This window comes from Pseudomonas nabeulensis, assembly GCF_004682045.1.
GTDB lineage: Bacteria > Pseudomonadota > Gammaproteobacteria > Pseudomonadales > Pseudomonadaceae > Aquipseudomonas > Aquipseudomonas nabeulensis.
This window is the reverse complement of record NZ_QUZT01000097.1, coordinates 1-17,299: the sequence shown is the minus strand read 5'-3', so window position 1 is coordinate 17,299 and position 17,299 is coordinate 1. Positions and strand designations below refer to the sequence as shown.

The window sequence follows — 17,299 nt, the reverse complement described above, 5'->3', positions numbered from 1 at the left end:
GGGGTAATCTGAACAGGAAATATAACTTGTTGTTTATTAAGAAAAAGATCGGTTTTATTTTTTTGCCTGGAATGCCATTTGGAATGCCAAACATTGTATGTCGCTCCAGATCGGACAGTTAATCACTTTGTTCCTTGTCCCAGGCTTTTGGTTAGCGAACGCTGGATAACCTGAACGTTTTTCTCTTTTGGGGACTGATTTTCACCACGGGTGAAGGGTTTTCGGTTTGAGCGTGAGGGAAATCATCGGTCGGGATTGAATTTAAGTCCACCGGTGCTGCTTGTTCTGGCTGATCATCCTCTGCCGCCGCGGACGGCACCTGACTATTGCACGATGAATCTGGAATGAGGGTAATAGCCTTTTCCTGCTCGAGCAGAGATTCAACGATTTCTGGGGCAGCCTTCGATCTAGAGCGCTCATTTGAAGCTACCGAAGTGTACTCGCCTGACTTCTGCTCCAGAAGCTCATGTTCACCCATCGATTCTTCAGTTACGGAGTGGCTGGGGATGGCTGAGTTATCGGATTGTATGGCGCCTCCGACGAACATCCCGTGAAGGTCTTGAATTGTGTGCTGACGATTCCCTTGCAGAGTTTGTTTCGGCAATTGCCTTTGCTGTTTGCGCACATGGGCTGCGTAAGCCTTTGTAATCATGCTTTCCAGCAGCACGGAGGGGCTCTTTTTTTGCTCTTTGGCCATGGTTTGTAGATGGTTCTTGGTGGCTGTACTCAGAGTGAATGCGCACGCTTGGCGGCCGCTCTCCTTTTTCTTGTTTCTGTCTCTCTCCTGGCGCCAAGCATCCTTCATGTCGCGAAATAGTTTGCTCGCGCCAGCGTCCTGCTCGATATACATGCCTGCATCCAGCATTTCGTTGTGGGACGGAAGCTCATTCGGAAGGATCCTCTCCCCGCTATCGAAAATTCGCTCTAAACCTTTCGCTTGCAAATACTTCAAGGCCCAAAGGCGTTGATTCGTATTTTCAGAATCAAGCCAATCCAGTCCAACTACTCTTTTGCGTCCCATTCTCATCTATTCCTGCTGGAGCCTTCGCTAGGGCCAGTATATTCATTATCGATAACGTTATGCATAACGACATCAAATTTATCCGATAAAAATAGGGTATATTTAGCTGTGATTATTTCTGGATTGCATATGCTAATTAGCCTTTTATCACTGAGTTTAGTGCGACTGGATTCCAAGGCTCGGTTCACGCTGGCGTCGTTTTACCTGCGTTATGAGTTTACTGACACAGGGCCGATCACTATTGATGAGCTGGCTGGTTGCCTTGGAGTGCCTACGAGAGAGTGTGCCAATGCACTCAACTTGCTCCTCAAAGAATCGATCCTTATCGCTACAGCGGCGTTGGCTCAACGAGCCGGTCGGCTGAAAAAATCGTTTCGCCTCCATGACGATGTGGCCAATAAGCTCGGGATTGCGAGTTTTATTTCTCGCCCCCTAGATCTTGCGCCGCACTTTGGCGCCGTCGAGCACCTAATCAAGGGGCCTTACATTCACGCCACCAGGCCCGACGTGGAAATCTATGCGATGCCGGCTAATACCGTGAAGGCGGAGCAAAAGAGGGCAGCAGTGCCGAACCGCACTTCTTTACTCAGTCGATCCAATCGACTTCTTCTTGCAGTGCTATCCGCTCATGCAGACCGTTTTGGTGTAGTAAATTCGCTCGGGAATGTAGAGCTATGTCGACTCACCGGCCTTGAGCAGGCAAGCCTTAAACAACGGATTAAGAAGCTTATTGGAATGGGGTTTATTCGACGACACGTGCCCGGAGTTGCCAGTCCCATTTTTGCTGAAAAACTCAAAAGCACTTATGTCCTTAATCTGAATCATCGGCAAATCACCTCCGGGACGGATCTGATCAGCTTCGTTGTGCATGAGCGTGTGGGCGAAGGGGCTGAGGATGTTCGGTACCTGGGGGACGTTTGGTTTGATCTTGAGCTCTGGCGCAATCCCGCTACTAGGCATAAATATTCGTTGTATGAGCTATCCACACCGCCCTCAGTTATCCGGCTTTTTAGGTATGCGCCCAAGCACGCGATTGAGCAGCTGGAGTTTTTTTTGAGTAGGTGTGTGACAGACCTTCTGACACAGCACTGGGAGCAGCTAGATGCAGTCAAGTCAGACTTTGCCCTTTGCATCCGAGAAGACATCAGCGCATTTTTTCGCAAACCGATGAAGGACGCTAAAGATGCGAGGTTGCTTGACGATGCTGAAATCATAGATTTTTTATGGGGCATGACTATTCAGTTCGCGCGCGTGTGCAAGGTGCGCTTTTCACAGGTTGATGGGCTGGCCTGGTCAAGCCTGAACTTCAGACTTCTATCCAGTGGTTTACGGCCGGGGTATTCCTGTTTAGCGATGTTGATTGATCGGGGTGCTGGCGGTGGCAGGCTGCTGAGGGAGGTCGGCGAGCACGTTGAAACGATGGAAGTCACTACGGAAGCCCTTTGCCCAATCGAGCTTAGAGAAATGGCGGGTTTGCTCACGCCGGCACGAGCGAAAGCCGTCTAGCGGTTATTTTTTATCGCCCCTGCCAATCCTCTGAACGAACACGAGGAGCCCCGTTCATGAGGATAATCCGTTTAAAAGAAGTCATCGACTCGACAGGTCTTGCCCGGTCGACCATCTACAAATACGTCGCGGAAGGTAGCTTCCCAAAACCGGTATCTCTCGGTGACCGCTGCGTCGGCTGGGTCGACAGCGAGGTGCACGATTGGATCTTGGCACGTATCGAAGAGCGTGACTTGGCTGAGGGAGCTGCAGTGCGGTCCGCCGGCCACCTGAGTATGGCCAGCTAGAAACCAGCATAAGCGCCATGACCGGCTATGGCTGGTCATGGCGCTTATGCCGGGTAGGCTGGAGTCCCGCGTCGGACGCCCTGGAAGGCCGAGCAGAGCGATGGTTTATTTCCGGAGTAGATGCCCTGAAGAAAATCACGGAGTGGCCGTGAAAAAACATCCCGCAATCACCGTGCAGTCGAGAGCATCATTTGCGGCACTAGTATTATGCTTTTACTAGCTTCTCCTACCCATAGGATTCGCAGTGTTGCTGAGGTATGAGCTGCAGGCACTGACCAGATGTCCAGTGAGAGAGCTCCAGGTAACCAGTCGAGCGTAAAAAATTACACATGATGAAGATCGGTATGAAACTCAACTAGGAGTCATACCCATGCTTCGTCATTCCAATAACACGAGCTACCACCCGCTTCGTCATCCACGCAACACCAACCTCCATCTGCAGTACGGGCCTACCTACCGTGGCCTGCCCTTGATGGTCGACAAGGGGCCGTATGTAGAGGAGTACCTATCAAGTCTCCTGCGCGTTATCCAGCGAGCACTGACTCAGTATCCTCGGGTCATGGCATTCCGGATGGACCTCCACTTGCCGAGGGAGATAGATCTGTCCGCTAACACCAACAAGATCATTAGCAGGTTTATCGAGTCCTTCTGCGCCAAGATTGACAACCACCGCAGCCAGTTGCGTGAGGAAAAGCAGGATGCTCGTGGTTGCAAGGTTCGCTATGCCTGGGCAAGGGAGGTTGGAATGAGTGGAAGGCCGCACTACCACCTAGTATTCCTGCTTAATCATGATGCTTATCACAGGCCGGGTCGGGTGCAATCTACGAATCGAAATCTCGTGACGCGCCTGCAGGAAGCTTGGGCTAGTGCTTTGCAGCTATCAGTCGATCAGATACGGGGGCTGGTGCATATCACTGACAATGCCACGTATCGAATCTACCGGGACGTCCCCGACGGCAAGATTGATGAGCTGCCTGAGTTGTTTCGGCGGGCCAGCTACATGTGCAAGGAGGCTACGAAGTCGTACGGGGATCGCCAGCGAGGCTTCGAAACAAGCCGGGGATAAGCGCAACTTGGGACGCCCTGATTGACCATGAGTTGCATCAGTTGGCGGCGTGCCTGGTTTGAATTTGTTGAGTACCTGCAAGCTGCGGCTGCTATGGCGATCACGCCGACCTGGTCTTGAGTTAGTGATGGAATATCAGTTTGCTCGGTTCTGGATTTTTGAGTCGCTATTGATGGCAAGGCGCAGTACATTTGCAGCACAAAAGCTGCAGGACTGAGTCATGAAGCGCCCCAAGGACGAAACCCTGTCCATTCGTACCTCTAGAGACATCAAGCAGCTGCTGCGAATTGCAGCGGAAAGAGAGCGGCGCTCCATTGCCTCGATGATTGAGGTGCTAATCCTGAAATATGCTCAGGAGCAGGGTTTGCAGGCAGAAGCACCGTTAGAGGAAGAGACGAAAAAAGGTAAGGGAAGCGATGGAACTCATTGACAATATTACAAGGCTGCTGGGTGATGACCTCAAGGCGACGTTAAAGCCCGGTTCCCGCCTGAATATCGCAGCGTCTTGTTTTTCGATGTACGCATTCGAAGCTTTGAAAGCAGAGTTGGAAAAGATCGACGAGCTGAACTTCATCTTCACCTCGCCGACGTTCGTTGCCAATGAGGTTGCCGACAAGATCCGTAAAGAGCGAAAGGAATTTCACATCCCGAAGCTGGATCGTGAGCGCAGCCTGTACGGTAGCGAGTTCGAGATTCAGTTGCGCAACAAGCTCACGCAGCGAGCGATTGCTAAAGAATGCGCAGAATGGATGCGGCGCAAGGCGACCTTCAAGTCCAACCGCAGCAAGGCCCCGATGCAGCAGTTCGCCTGCGTGCAATCTGCTGAAGCGGACATCTCTTACATGCCATTACATGGCTTTACGGCCGTCGATCTCGGTTACCAGCAAGGCAATGCTGTTTCCAACCTCGTCAACAAAATGGATGAGCCAACCTTCACGGCAACTTACCTAAGCCTGTTCAATCAGATCTGGAGCGACCCGGAAAAACTGGAAGACGTCACCATGCAGATCTGCGATCACATTGCGGCTGTCTACCAGGAGAACTCGCCCGAGAGCCTCTATTTCCTGATGCTTTATAACATCTTCAACGAGTTCCTGGACGACATCGATGAGGACGTTTTACCCAACGACCGTACCGGCTACCAGGACACGCTCATCTGGAAGAAGCTCTTCAACTACCAGAAGGATGCGGCCACTGGGATCATCAACAAGCTAGAAACCTATAGCGGCTGCATCCTGGCGGACAGCGTTGGCTTGGGGAAAACCTTCACAGCGCTAGCGGTCGTCAAGTATTACGAACTGCGCAACAAGTCGGTGCTGGTGCTCTGCCCCAAAAAGCTGGCGGACAACTGGCTCAACTACAACCGTAACCTCAAGACCAACATCTTTGCGCGTGACCGATTCAGCTACGACGTGCTGTGTCATACCGACCTCACTCGCACCAGTGGCGAGTCGTTTGGCACTCCGCTCAACCGCATCAACTGGGGTAACTACGACCTCGTCGTCATCGATGAATCGCACAATTTCCGTAACAACGATGCCTTCAAGGAAAAGGAGACCCGATACCAAAAGCTGATGAACAAAGTAATCAAGGAGGGGGTGAAAACCAAGGTGCTGATGCTTTCAGCTACCCCAGTGAACAACCGTTTCAATGACCTGCGTAACCAGCTCGCCCTAGCCTACGAAGGTGACTCCGAAAACCTAAGCAAGAAACTGCGTACTGGCAAAACTGTCGAGGAAATTTTCCGTGGTGCGCAGGCCAGTTTTAACGCTTGGTCAAAACTTCCGCCCGAGGAACGCACGGCGCGTGCCATCTTGGACTCGCTCGACTTCGATTTCTTCGAGTTGCTCGACAGCGTCACGATCGCACGCTCGCGCAAACACATTCAGACCTTCTACGACATCACGGATATCGGGCAATTCCCTGAGCGACGCAAGCCTTTGTCGTTTCGTAGCCCACTGGTTGTAGATGCTGAGCAAAGAACGGATGTAATGAACTTCAACGAGATTTTCGAGCAGCTGTCTTTGCTCAAGCTCGCCGTATATGCCCCTATCAGTTACATCTTGCCTAGCCGATTGGCGAAGTATGAAGAGATGTACGACACACAGGTTGAAGGCGGTCGAGGCAAGCTGCGTCAGGTAGACCGGGAAAAAAGCCTGGTTGCACTGATGACAACGAATTTGCTGAAGCGCCTTGAAAGCTCTGTTTATGCATTCCGCAGCACACTTAATTCTTTGAAAGAAAACCACCAGCGCGTTCTCGGGCTGATTAGGGAGTTCGAGAGTCGGGGCGGAGTTACAGAAGTCGCCAGCCTTACGGACGCCATGGACTCAATTGACGCTGAAGAAGACGGCATCCCTTCGTTTCATGACTTGGAAATCGGCAACACTATTCGGATAAAGCTGGCAGATATGGATCTGCCTTCTTGGGAGCATGAACTCCAGGTTGACTTGGAAATCATCGCCGCCTTACTGGCCTCGATGAGCAAAATCACGCCAGCCGAAGACGCCAAGTTGCAGCACCTGAAATCGCTAGTGCTCGACAAGATTGCCAATCCCATTAATCCAGGCAATAAAAAAGTACTGATTTTCACGGCTTTTGCTGATACGGCCAATTACCTCTATGACAATCTGGCTACTGAGCTGCTCGCCAATCAGAACCTGCATACAGCGAAGGTCACTGGTAGTAGCGCGCCTCAGTCGACGCTAAAAAACACAGCTCAAAAGAAAAGCTACGACTTCCAAGAGCTGCTTACCCTCTTCTCGCCACGATCCAAAGAAAAGGCCATCGTGCTGCCCAACGAACAGGCAGAGATTGACTTGCTGATCGGCACCGACTGCATCTCCGAGGGCCAAAACCTGCAGGACTGCGATTACCTCGTCAACTACGACATCCACTGGAACCCCGTGCGCATCATCCAGCGCTTCGGCCGAGTGGATCGGATTGGATCGCCCAACAGCAGCATCCAACTGGTCAATTACTGGCCCGACATCTCGCTCGACGAGTACATCAACCTCAAGGAGCGTGTCGAGAGCCGGATGATGATTGCCGACGTCACTGCCACGGGTGACGACAATGTGCTCAGCGCCCAAGCCAACGACGTGTCCTACCGCAAGGAGCAGTTGCGCCGCTTACAAGACGAAGTCATCGAACTGGAAGACCTAAAAACGGGCGTTTCGATCACAGATCTCGGGCTCAATGACTTCCGCATGGACTTGCTCAACTACGTCAAATCCAATGGAGAGTTAAGCAACGTACCGAGCGGCATGCACGCCGCTGTGTCAGCCAAACCTGAGCTTGGTCTGCGTCCAGGCGTGATCTTTACACTGCGAAACCGCAACTCGAGCGTCAGCGTTAGCCAACATAACCGTCTGCACCCGTATTACCTCGTCTACATCAGTCGAGAGGGTGAGGTCATTCATGATCACACCGAGGTCAAACGCCTGCTCGATCTGGTGCGCAGTTGCTGCAAGGGCCAAGCGCAGCCCATTCCGGAGGCTTGCAGTCTGTTTAACAAGGAAACTGCTGACGGGCGGCAGATGCAGGTGTATTCCGATCTGCTTGGCAAGACCATTCGTTCGATGATCGAGGTGAAGGAAGAGAAGGATCTGGACAGCTTGTTCAGCGGCGGGAAAACCACTGCGCTGGTCAACACTATTGCCGGACTGGATGATTTCGAACTCATCACCTTCTTGATAATTCAGGAGGCCGGATGAGTCATTTCTCTTCATGGGAGTCGAACGCCGCGTTCATCAGCTACCCGAAGCAGGCCGCTTTTGGCCGTAACCTGCCAAAGAACAAGATCTACGAACACAGCGCAGCCAACACACGGCTGAAAGACTTGTTCGTTGAGCAAGTGGAACAGGTCGTTTGGCAATACAAACTGGCTCCCGAAACGATCAACCTGCCCGCTAGACCCAATGTGCCGGAGCTTCAGATCTTCGCCATCCAGCTCAAGACGTCGGAGCTGAGTTTGGATGTGTTGCGCTGCATAGATGGTGCGGTGCGGTTCCCCATCATCTTCGAGCTGAGCTTTGACAGCCGAACGCAAGTAGTCGCCGCGTTCAAGCGCCCGAACGAATCAGACGCGAGCCGTTGGGTGTTGAGCGACTACTTTGCGACGGCGTGGTTACCGAGCGATGTGGAGCGCGCCGTCATGCCATTGGCGCTCGACTTGGGTGGCTTGTACGAACAGTTGCTTCACCGCCTGATTCCAACACCTGCGCGCCGGCAAGAAGGCCTTGGTGACTTGGTCGCTCGTGTCGAACAGGTTGCGGCGAAGCAGCGTGAGGTCGAGAAGGTCGCAAGCAAGCTTGCCAAAGAAAAGCAATTCAACCGCAAGGTAGAGATCAACGCGCTCTTGCGACATCTAAGAAACGAACTTGAACAGTTGACCGGTAGGGATAGCGTATGACGCAGAGCCTGAATGACGAATCGAAGAGACACATCGAGCAGGTCGCGGGCGAGGCGTTAGCGCAACTCGAAAGCATTGCCGAAGCCTCCAAGAGCAAGCTTCTTGATGGACGAACACTGGGGTCCGATACCCTGGCAAGCATCAATACGATGACGTCCAGTTCGGCTATCCAAAGACTGGATCAGATCAGCCAGGCGAACCGTGAAAGCTATCGGGTATTGGTGGCAGAGCCCGCCATTGCTCGCGTTGTGGTGGTTGATGAAGAGGGCGAAGAGAAAACCTACTACATCTGCCGCACTACGCCGGTATCGGGCATTCCTAACTTGGCCAGCTACCGGGCTCCTGTTGGACGATTGGCCTCATTGGCGATTGGTGCAGAGTTCACGCTTCCCAATGGAACCGTTGTTGAGGTTCTTGAGCGAGCTCAACTACGGCCAAGTGCACTCGCTGATGGGTGGGACTCTCGTGACACCGTGGTTGAAGCCGAGCATTTCGGGCCTCTCACCATCGAGTCGCTGCGAGCTCTGCTGACTGAGGTTGCCGGGGAAGAGATCACAGAAGATATCCTGGGTCAATTGCTGGCTGAGGAGACCGTCAAGGCCAACATCATCGACGGCGTTCGCCGCAGCGTTATCACCAAGATGGGGTTGCGGGATCAGCCCGTACTCGATCAGTACCAGGACGAGATTTTCCGTCTTCCTCTCGATAAGCGCCTGCTGATCTTGGGTCCACCCGGTACCGGCAAAACGACGACCCTGATCCGGCGCCTCGGTCAAAAGCTCGACACCGCTTTCCTGGAAGAAGGCGAGCAACGCCTGGTTGAGACAGTTGCTGCAGTGCAAGGCGTTGCGCATTCCAACAGCTGGCTGATGTTCACGCCTACCGAACTGCTCAAGCAGTACCTCAAAGAGGCTTTTGCCCGAGAAGGCGTTCCTGCCTCAGATCTGCGCATTAGAACTTGGCAGGACTATCGGCGCGAGTTGGCCAGAAACGCTTTTGGCGTTCTTAGGACTGCTTCTGGCGGCGGCACCTTCGTTCTGAAAGAGAGCTTGCCTAGCCTTAGCGAAGCTGCGCTCGACCGGCCTATCCAATGGTTTGACGATTTCGATGCATGGCAACGCAGCGTCTACGTCCAGGAGCTGCATGAAGCAGCGGCTCTACTCCATGATGCCAAGGCCCCTGACGTCAAAAGCTTGGGCGCACGCTTGCAAGACATCTTAGCGCGTGCCGGTGATGGCACTCTGGCCACCGCATTCGGATCATTGGCCGCAGAGCTCCCCAAGGTGCAGGCGCTTGTCACCAGCCTGAAGGACACCTCCGACGGCAAGATCAAAGCTGCGCTCAACCTGCAGCTCAACCGCAACCGGGAATTTTTGGATGAGTTAGCTCGTGTCATCGACAGTTTGCAGCAGGCGCAGGCAACTGAGGCCGACGAGCAAGACGATTTCGATGCCGACGAAGAAGAAGACACCACAACATCGCGCACGGGCCGCGCGGCTGCTCTCAATGCCTACATGCAAGCCGTGCGTGCCCAGGCTCGGTCAGCAGCCTCTAAGCGTATGCTGAGCAAGACTTCTCGCAACGGCAAAATCATTGAGTGGCTGGCCGATCGTGGTCTGGCAGAGGCCGACCGTGCAGATGTGGGAGCGAGCCTTTTGGTGCAGACTAATGCCCGGCGCTTCGTGAACCCGGTCAAACGCTACCTCGACGGCATTCCAAAACACTACCGTGCGTTCCGGCGTGAACGCCAACATGCCGGGAACTGGTATCGCAGCGAGGGCTTCGAGGCCCGCGACATCCATCCGCTCGAACTCGATATTGTACTGCTGGCCATCTTGCGCGCCGCAGGCGACCTGATCAGCCTGCCCAGCGTCCTGCGCGATATTGACAGCCCTGCTTGGTCATCGCTTCAGCCCATTCTGGGGCATTACCGCAACCAAGTATTGGTGGACGAGGCGACTGATTTTTCGCCGATTCAGCTGGCCTGCATGGCAGCACTGGCTCACCCTCAACTGCGCTCGTTCTTTGCGTGCGGCGACTTCAACCAGCGCCTGACTACTTGGGGCGCGCGTTCCGCTGACGACTTAAAGTGGGTTTTTGCCGACTTCGACATCAAGGAGATCACAGTCTCTTACCGTCAGAGCAAGCAGCTGAACGACTTGGCCCGTGCCATGATCCGCGCCGTCGCTGGTACCGAGCAAAACGTCAGCTTACCCGCGAATATGAATAGCTCTGGCGTGACGCCTGCCTTGTTGGAGCATGCCGGCGAGACAGCGGTCGTTGTCAGCTGGCTCGCAGATCGCATTCGTGAGATTGAGCGCTTTGTAGGCCAATTGCCTTCCACGGCTATCTTTGTGAATACCGAAAACGACGTGGCCCCGGTGGCGGATGCACTGAATGCCGCCCTGTCCGAGCACAACATTCAGGTCATTGCTTGTCGCGAGGGTCAGGCCGTCGGGCAAGAAAGCAATGTGCGTGTGTTCGATATCCAGCACATTAAGGGCCTGGAATTTGAGGCCGTTTTCTTTATTGGCATCGACCAGCTTGCCGAGCTACATCCTGCGCTCTTCGACAAATACTTGTACGTGGGCACTACTCGTGCGGCCACTTATCTGGGCGTGACCTGTGAGGGCACCTTGCCATCGGCTATCGAGAGTCTGCGGGTGCACTTTTGCCAGGACTGGCAATAGACGACTGAATTTATCAAAACGAACTTGAACAATTGAGCCGCTGAGCTTCTTTTACGGAAGCACGGCTGCTAGAGGAAAAGAACATGGAAAAACTGAAAATGCACTCACCCAATATCACACAGGACAACATCGCCCGCATTCGTGATCTGTTTCCGGGCTGCGTCACTGAGGCCAGGGGTGAAGACGGCAGTGCGAAGCTGGCGGTCGATTTTGACCAACTGCGGCAGGAGCTCGCTGATTCGATTGTCGAAGGGCCACAGGAGCGTTATCACTTGAACTGGCCAGGAAAGCGCGAGGCCTTGCTGACTGCTAACGCACCGATTGCTAAGACGCTGCGGCCTTTACGCGAAGAAAGTGTGGACTTCAATACTTCGAAGAACCTGTTCATCGAAGGTGACAACCTCGATGCGCTCAAGTTGCTGCAGGAAACCTACCTCGGCAAGGTCAAGCTAATCTACATTGACCCGCCGTATAATACTGGGAGTGACTTTATTTATGAAGACGACTTCTCCGAAAGCGCTGAGGAATTCCTGAAGAAGTCAAATCAGAAAGATGAAGAGGGTAGTCGGCTAGTTGCAAACACTGAAACCAACGGGAGGTTTCACTCTGACTGGATATCGATGGTTTACCCGCGTTTGAAACTGGCAAGGAACCTGCTTCGTGATGACGGTGCAATATTTATCTCGATTGGAGACGACGAGTTATGTTCTCTAAAGGCGGTTTGCGATGAAACCTTCGGAGAAAGCAACTATAGAGGTCTGGTTTCTCGTGCAACTGGAACACGAATGGGCAGCGGAAATCAGAAAATATCCAGTGAGTTCGATTACATCCTAATCTATTCAAAGTCAGATCGGTTTGAGTTCAATCCGCTCCCTATGGGTGAGGATGATTTAAGCATATATGACCAAGAAGATGCACGTGGCCGATATTTACTTAGATCCTTGCGCAGAACAGGGGGCGAAAATAGAAGAGAAGACCGGCCTACCATGTTTTTTCCTGTGTACGCCCCCGATGGAACAGCTGTCTACCCGCTTGCTCCAGAAGGTTGGGAGAGCCGGTGGGTATGTGGCCAAGCCAAATACGAAGAAATGTCTCGCGACGACCTCATTGAATGGAAAAAGGTTGCCAAGGGGGGAGTGGAGCGCTGGCAGGTTTACCAAAAACACTACATTGGTGAGGCGCTTAAGTACTCTTCAAATAGTTGGAGTGATATAGATGGCAACAAGAAAGCCACACGTGAGCTAAACGAAATATTCGGTGGGAGAAAGGTGTTTGATCACCCTAAGCCTGTGAGTTTGCTCGAAAGGATAGTTCAGATAGCTACCAGTAAGTATGGTTGCGATATTGTCATGGATTTCTTTGCCGGGTCGGCCACAACTGCTCATGCTGTGCTGAATATAAATCGACAAGATGATGGAGATAGACGTTTTGTATTAGTTCAGCTCCCTGAGTCACTCTATGAGGACAACAAGGCGCAGGCTGTCGCTCTCAAATTTTGCAGAGAGCATGGACTTCCTGAAAACGTGGCGTCCCTTTCTAAGGAACGAATTCGTAGAGTGCTTAAACGGCTATTCGATGAGGAGAAGAATGAGGCGGCTACGTTGAACGGTTTCCGCGTTCTTAAGGTCGACACATCTAACATGGCCGATGTCTATTACGCACCAGATTCGCTGGACGGAGCTAATCTCGATCTGTTCGTCGACAACATCAAGCCCGATCGCACGCCCGAGGATCTGCTGTTCCAAGTAATGCTGGATTGGGGCGTTGATTTGGCCCTGCCCATTACCAAGCAATCCATTCAAGGCAAAGACGTTCTCTTTGTCGATGGCAATGCGCTTGCCACGTGTTTCGATGCCAGCGGCAGCATCGACGAAGCGTTCGTGAAGGAACTGGCCAAGCAGCAGCCGCTTCGTGTGGTCTTCCGCGATGCAGGTTACAAAGATAGCGCCGTCAAAATCAACGTCGAGCAGATATTCAAGCTCTTGTCGCCCTCCACCGAAGTCAAATGCATCTGAGGCGCGCGCGATGAAGCTCAAATTCAAGACGCAGACCTATCAGACAGCAGCGGTGCAAGCTGTAGTCGACTGCTTCAAGGGGCAGCCACCTGCTTCAGCGAAGGCTATCGGCTATCGCATTGATCCGGGCAAGATCAAGAAGGGGCAGATTATTGGCAGTACCGCGGAAGTCGGTTCAGGATTTAAGAACGCTGACTTGCAGCTGACTGACGTCGCCGTGCAGGAGAACATTCAGCATGTGCAGCGAGGGCAGAATTTGCCTATGTCGAGCTCGCTTTATGATTTTTTCACAGTCAACGGGAATAAGGAACGTGTTCCCGCTGCGAAACAATACAAGGATATTGCCAAGGCAGTCTCTAACATCCATCTCGACATCGAAATGGAAACAGGAACTGGCAAGACCTATTGCTACATCAAGACGATCTTTGAGCTAAACAAACAGTACGGGTGGAGCAAGTTCATCATCATTGTGCCCAGCATTGCCATCCGCGAGGGTGTGGCCAAGTCGCTGGAAATCACGGCCGAGCACTTTCTGGAGACGTACCACAAGAAGGCACGCTTCTTCATCTATAACTCCAAGCAGTTGCACCATCTGGAGAGCTTTTCGTCGGATGCGGGGATCAACGTAATGGTGATCAACGTGCAGGCTTTTGCTGCCCGTGGCGCTGACAACCGGCGCATCTATGACGAGCTCGATGATTTTCAGTCACGCCGCCCGATTGATGTGATCAGCGCCAATCGGCCGATTCTGATTCTGGACGAGCCACAAAAAATGGAGGGTGCGGCAACCCTGAAGTCCTTGGAGGAATTCAAGGCGCTGATGGTGTTGCGCTACTCGGCAACTCACAAGACCACGCACAACAAGATCCATCGGCTGGACGCGTTGGACGCCTACAACCAGAAGCTGGTGAAGAAAATCGCAGTACGCGGCATATCAGTGAAGGGGCTGGCGGGCTCCAATGCCTATCTGTACTTGCAGTCCATCGAGATTTCGAGCAAGGCACCTGTGGCCCGTGTTGAGTTCGAGCAGAAGCTGAAAAGCGGCGAGATCAAGCGTGTAGTGCGCAAGCTCTCCAAGGGCGACAACCTCTTCTCTGATGGCTTTTCAAACGAGCTGGATCAGTACCGTGGCTATGTGGTCGCGGACATCAATGCCAACACGGATACCCTGAGTTTCACGAACGGCGTGGAGCTCTTTGTTGGCGAGGCCACCGGGGATGTCAACGAAGAAGCGCTGCGCCGCATCCAGATTCGGGAGGCCATCAAGGCACACTTCGATAAAGAGCTGGCCCTATTCCAACAAGGTATCAAGGTGTTGACCTTGTTCTTCATCGATGAAGTGGCCAAGTACCGCGATTACTCGACAGCGGACGAGAAAGGCGACTACGCACGTATCTTTGAAGAGGAGTACCGCCAGTACCTGAACGAGGTGCTGGACCTGGATGAAACGCCGTATATCAAGTACCTGAAGGGTATTGATGCAGGCAGGACGCACAGCGGCTACTTCTCCATCGACAGGAAGACTAAGCGGCTGGCCGATCCCGATGTGGAGAAACGCGGAGAAAATGCAGGGCTGTCCAATGATGTGGATGCCTACGATCTGATCCTGAAGGACAAGGAGCGCTTGCTGTCATTCGACGAGCCAGTACGTTTTATCTTTTCGCACTCCGCTTTGCGTGAAGGCTGGGACAATCCTAACGTGTTCGTCATTTGTGCGCTCAAGCACAGCGACAACACCATCTCGCGGCGGCAGGAGGTAGGTCGTGGTTTACGCTTGTCCGTTAACCAGAGCGGTGACCGAATGGATCACCCCGCCATCGTCCATGACGTAAACGTGCTAACCGTAGTGGCAAGCGAGAGCTATAAGGACTTCGTATCTGCGCTGCAGAAAGACATCAGCGAATCTTTGTCAGCGCGTCCTAAGGTCGCTGACGAAGCCTATTTCACTGGTAAGGTACTCAAGACACCAACTGGCGATATTGAAGTCACGCCGCAATTGGCCAAGCAGATCTACAAATACCTGCTCAAGAACGACTACAGCGACGATGCTGACCGCATTACAGGCGCGTACCACGACGCGAAGAAGGAAGGCACCCTGGCTCCGCTGCCCCCGGAGCTGCAGCCTCATGCCGAGCAGGTGTACCAGCTAATCGACAGCGTCTTCAGCTACAGTCAGATGTTTGAAATCAGCGACGACCGTCGGCCAAAGAAGAATCCGCTCAACAGTAACTTCGACAAACAGGAATTCAAGGAACTGTGGAATCGGATCAATCGCAAGGCCGCCTACAGTGTTGACTTTGATTCGGCGGAACTGGTCAAGAAAGCAGTCGAGGAGCTGGACAAGAGCCTACGAGTGACGCCCTTGCAGTATACGATCCAGAAAGGTGAGCAGATCGATCAGGTAACTGCCGATGCGCTGAAGAGCGGTGATGGTTTCAAAGTTTCTGAAACGACTGTTGAGTACGACAAGCAGTCAATTCATTCAACGGTGAAGTATGACCTCATTGGTAAGGTTGCCGAGGGTACGAAACTAACGCGACGCACGACGGCGGACATCCTTAAAGGCATCAGTGTCGCGATATTTGCGCAGTTTCGTACCAATCCTGAAAGCTTCATCGCCGAAGCAATTCGACTGATCAATGAGCAGAAGGCAACGATGATCATTGAGCACTTGGCCTACGACCCCGTTGAGGACAAGTTTGATTTGGACATCTTCACTTCTGGTCAGACCAAGCAGGACTTCAGTAAGGCCGGTGACAAACTCAACCGTCACATCTACGACTACGTAATCACCGACTCTGGCATCGAACGCGAGTTTGTTAAAGAGCTGGACACGTGTACCGACGTGGTCGTGTACGCCAAATTACCGCGCGGCTTCCTGATCCCCACGCCCGTTGGCGATTACAACCCCGACTGGGCGATTTCGTTCAAGGAAGGAGTGATCAAGCATGTGTACTTTGTGGCTGAAACCAAGGGTTCAATGTCATCAATGGATTTGCGCCCGATTGAGGCTACAAAAATCGAATGTGCACGGAAGTTCTTCGATGAGATCAATAGGAAGTATGCCCCCGAGAACGTCAAGTACGATGTGGTGAACAGCTTCGGGAAGCTGATGGAGCTGGTGAAGTAAGCAGAATCAACGCCCAGACAGATCAAACTCAAAAATGATCTGTTGCTTATCTGGGTATTCCTGACAAAAGAAAAAGTCCTGTATTGAGCCGCTAAACGGTTGCTCAGACAGGACTTTTCTTTTATCCGATGCGTTTCCGACAATATCCTGAACTTGGCTAAAGACCCAGCAGGCCAGCAGTACGACAATCAGCAGCAGAGGGAAACGCGCCATCATGATCATCAGTAGCAGTGCCGTCACGCAGCCGGCGAGTATGCTGGCGAACGCGAGTAGTGCGGCCAACATCCTCAACAATCAGCAAGGCTAGTAGTCCTCAGGATTGTTATTGCAGCAGATAGCCCATCGGCTGGTCATCTTTGTCGAAGCAGAGGATGGTTTCACAGTGACCTCCTAGCTGATCGGCATTCGATTCGCTGATGTCGGGCAACCATTTACCCAGTTCTGCGATTGGAACCCTCTTCTCGTTGATGTAGCAGTCATCGTCCATGCGCGGGTTGCACCACGCACTTTTTACATCTGGCCATTTGGACTGGGGAGGGGTAGCTGGTGGCTGTACAGCCGCTACTTGATTACCTCCTTTCTGTGCTTGCCAAGCTGCGTAGCCGCCTTCATAGCGCCCGTCAAACGTGGGGACGAGCTGATTATCAGGGACCCCAATGTCCAGGTAGAACTGGTACAGGATAGAACCGGCTTTGGCGTACGACACCTGGTTAGAGGTATCGACCCGGTAGGCCACTGGCTTGCCGTCGGTGCTGATGCCGATGCGATACCAGATCGACAGCGCGAAGAAAGCATCCTGATTCCACTCCCCTACCAAGGTAGAGTTTGTCCGGCACTTACCGCGCAGGCACGTGCCACTTACTTGGTTGACATACCGTCGTTCCTGCTGGCGCTGGGCATCAAAGATGAGCACTTCCCGGGAGGTCTCCAGCCAGGTGCACTTGATCATGGGTTGGCCGTTGAAGGATTTCTTGGCGATGCACGGAATAGCTTCGGGAAGACCGCTGGTGGAGGTCTCGTCTGGGAAGGCAATGTTGCCCCATGCGTAATGATCCACGACGGCGTTTGCGTTGGCGCAGAAAGCGAGCAGAAGGATGCTGAGTATCCGTTTCATGGGTTCTCCAGTTTGTTGCTTTTGTTGAGGACGAAATCAGAGCAGGCCGTTTAAGG

At 52.9% G+C, this 17,299-nt stretch carries 12 protein-coding genes; 9 read left to right on the top strand and 3 right to left on the bottom strand.

All coding sequences use genetic code 11. From position 1 onward, the window contains the following. Window positions 1–151: 151 nt before the first annotated feature. Complete coding sequence (locus tag DYL61_RS29380) at window positions 152–1,021, bottom strand: hypothetical protein (RefSeq protein WP_135311276.1); 870 nt, start codon at window positions 1,019–1,021, stop codon at window positions 152–154. 129 nt (window positions 1,022–1,150) lie between these two features. On the opposite strand from DYL61_RS29380, the gene DYL61_RS29375 reads away from it, so the two are divergent. The 9 genes from DYL61_RS29375 to DYL61_RS29335 all read left to right on the top strand — a co-directional run bounded on the left by DYL61_RS29375 (window position 1,151) and on the right by DYL61_RS29335 (window position 16,129). Beyond that, window positions 1,151–2,527 (top strand): hypothetical protein, encoded by a 1,377-nt coding sequence (locus DYL61_RS29375; protein WP_135311275.1) that lies wholly within the window; start codon window positions 1,151–1,153, stop codon window positions 2,525–2,527. 56 nt (window positions 2,528–2,583) lie between these two features. Continuing rightward, the gene (locus DYL61_RS29370; RefSeq protein ID WP_135292229.1) at window positions 2,584–2,814 is read left to right on the top strand and encodes a helix-turn-helix transcriptional regulator; all 231 of its coding nucleotides are present in this window, start codon (window positions 2,584–2,586) and stop codon (window positions 2,812–2,814) included. A 370-nt stretch (window positions 2,815–3,184) separates the two neighbouring features. Then, window positions 3,185–3,880 (top strand): inovirus Gp2 family protein, encoded by a 696-nt coding sequence (locus DYL61_RS29365; protein WP_135311274.1) that lies wholly within the window; start codon window positions 3,185–3,187, stop codon window positions 3,878–3,880. A gap of 220 nt (window positions 3,881–4,100) precedes the next feature. Continuing rightward, window positions 4,101–4,310, top strand: a complete 210-nt coding sequence (locus DYL61_RS29360) for a hypothetical protein (protein WP_135311273.1) — start codon at window positions 4,101–4,103, stop codon at window positions 4,308–4,310. Further along, window positions 4,297–7,596, top strand: coding sequence for a helicase-related protein (locus DYL61_RS29355; RefSeq protein WP_135311272.1), 3,300 nt, complete (start codon window positions 4,297–4,299; stop codon window positions 7,594–7,596). Before DYL61_RS29360 ends, DYL61_RS29355 begins: the two co-directional genes overlap by 14 nt. Then, window positions 7,593–8,294 (top strand): DUF4391 domain-containing protein, encoded by a 702-nt coding sequence (locus DYL61_RS29350; protein ID WP_135311271.1) that lies wholly within the window; start codon window positions 7,593–7,595, stop codon window positions 8,292–8,294. Before DYL61_RS29355 ends, DYL61_RS29350 begins: the two co-directional genes overlap by 4 nt. Continuing rightward, window positions 8,291–10,984 carry an ATP-binding domain-containing protein gene (locus DYL61_RS29345; RefSeq protein WP_135311270.1) on the top strand — a complete coding sequence of 898 codons (2,694 nt, stop codon included), beginning with the start codon at window positions 8,291–8,293 and terminating at the stop codon, window positions 10,982–10,984. Before DYL61_RS29350 ends, DYL61_RS29345 begins: the two co-directional genes overlap by 4 nt. A gap of 83 nt (window positions 10,985–11,067) precedes the next feature. After that, entirely contained in the window at window positions 11,068–12,999 is a 1,932-nt protein-coding gene (locus DYL61_RS29340; protein WP_135311269.1) for a site-specific DNA-methyltransferase, read from the top strand. A 10-nt stretch (window positions 13,000–13,009) separates the two neighbouring features. Then, window positions 13,010–16,129: a type III restriction-modification system endonuclease gene (locus DYL61_RS29335; protein ID WP_135311268.1), complete on the top strand. Its 3,120-nt coding sequence runs from the start codon at window positions 13,010–13,012 to the stop codon at window positions 16,127–16,129. Between the two features lie 6 nt (window positions 16,130–16,135). On the opposite strand, the gene DYL61_RS29330 is transcribed toward DYL61_RS29335, so the two are convergent. Together DYL61_RS29330 and DYL61_RS29325 are read right to left on the bottom strand one after the other, a co-directional pair. Next, window positions 16,136–16,414 (bottom strand): hypothetical protein, encoded by a 279-nt coding sequence (locus DYL61_RS29330; protein ID WP_135292223.1) that lies wholly within the window; start codon window positions 16,412–16,414, stop codon window positions 16,136–16,138. A 37-nt stretch (window positions 16,415–16,451) separates the two neighbouring features. Beyond that, the gene (locus tag DYL61_RS29325) at window positions 16,452–17,243 is read right to left on the bottom strand and encodes a hypothetical protein (protein ID WP_135292222.1); all 792 of its coding nucleotides are present in this window, start codon (window positions 17,241–17,243) and stop codon (window positions 16,452–16,454) included. Window positions 17,244–17,299 lie beyond the last annotated feature (56 nt).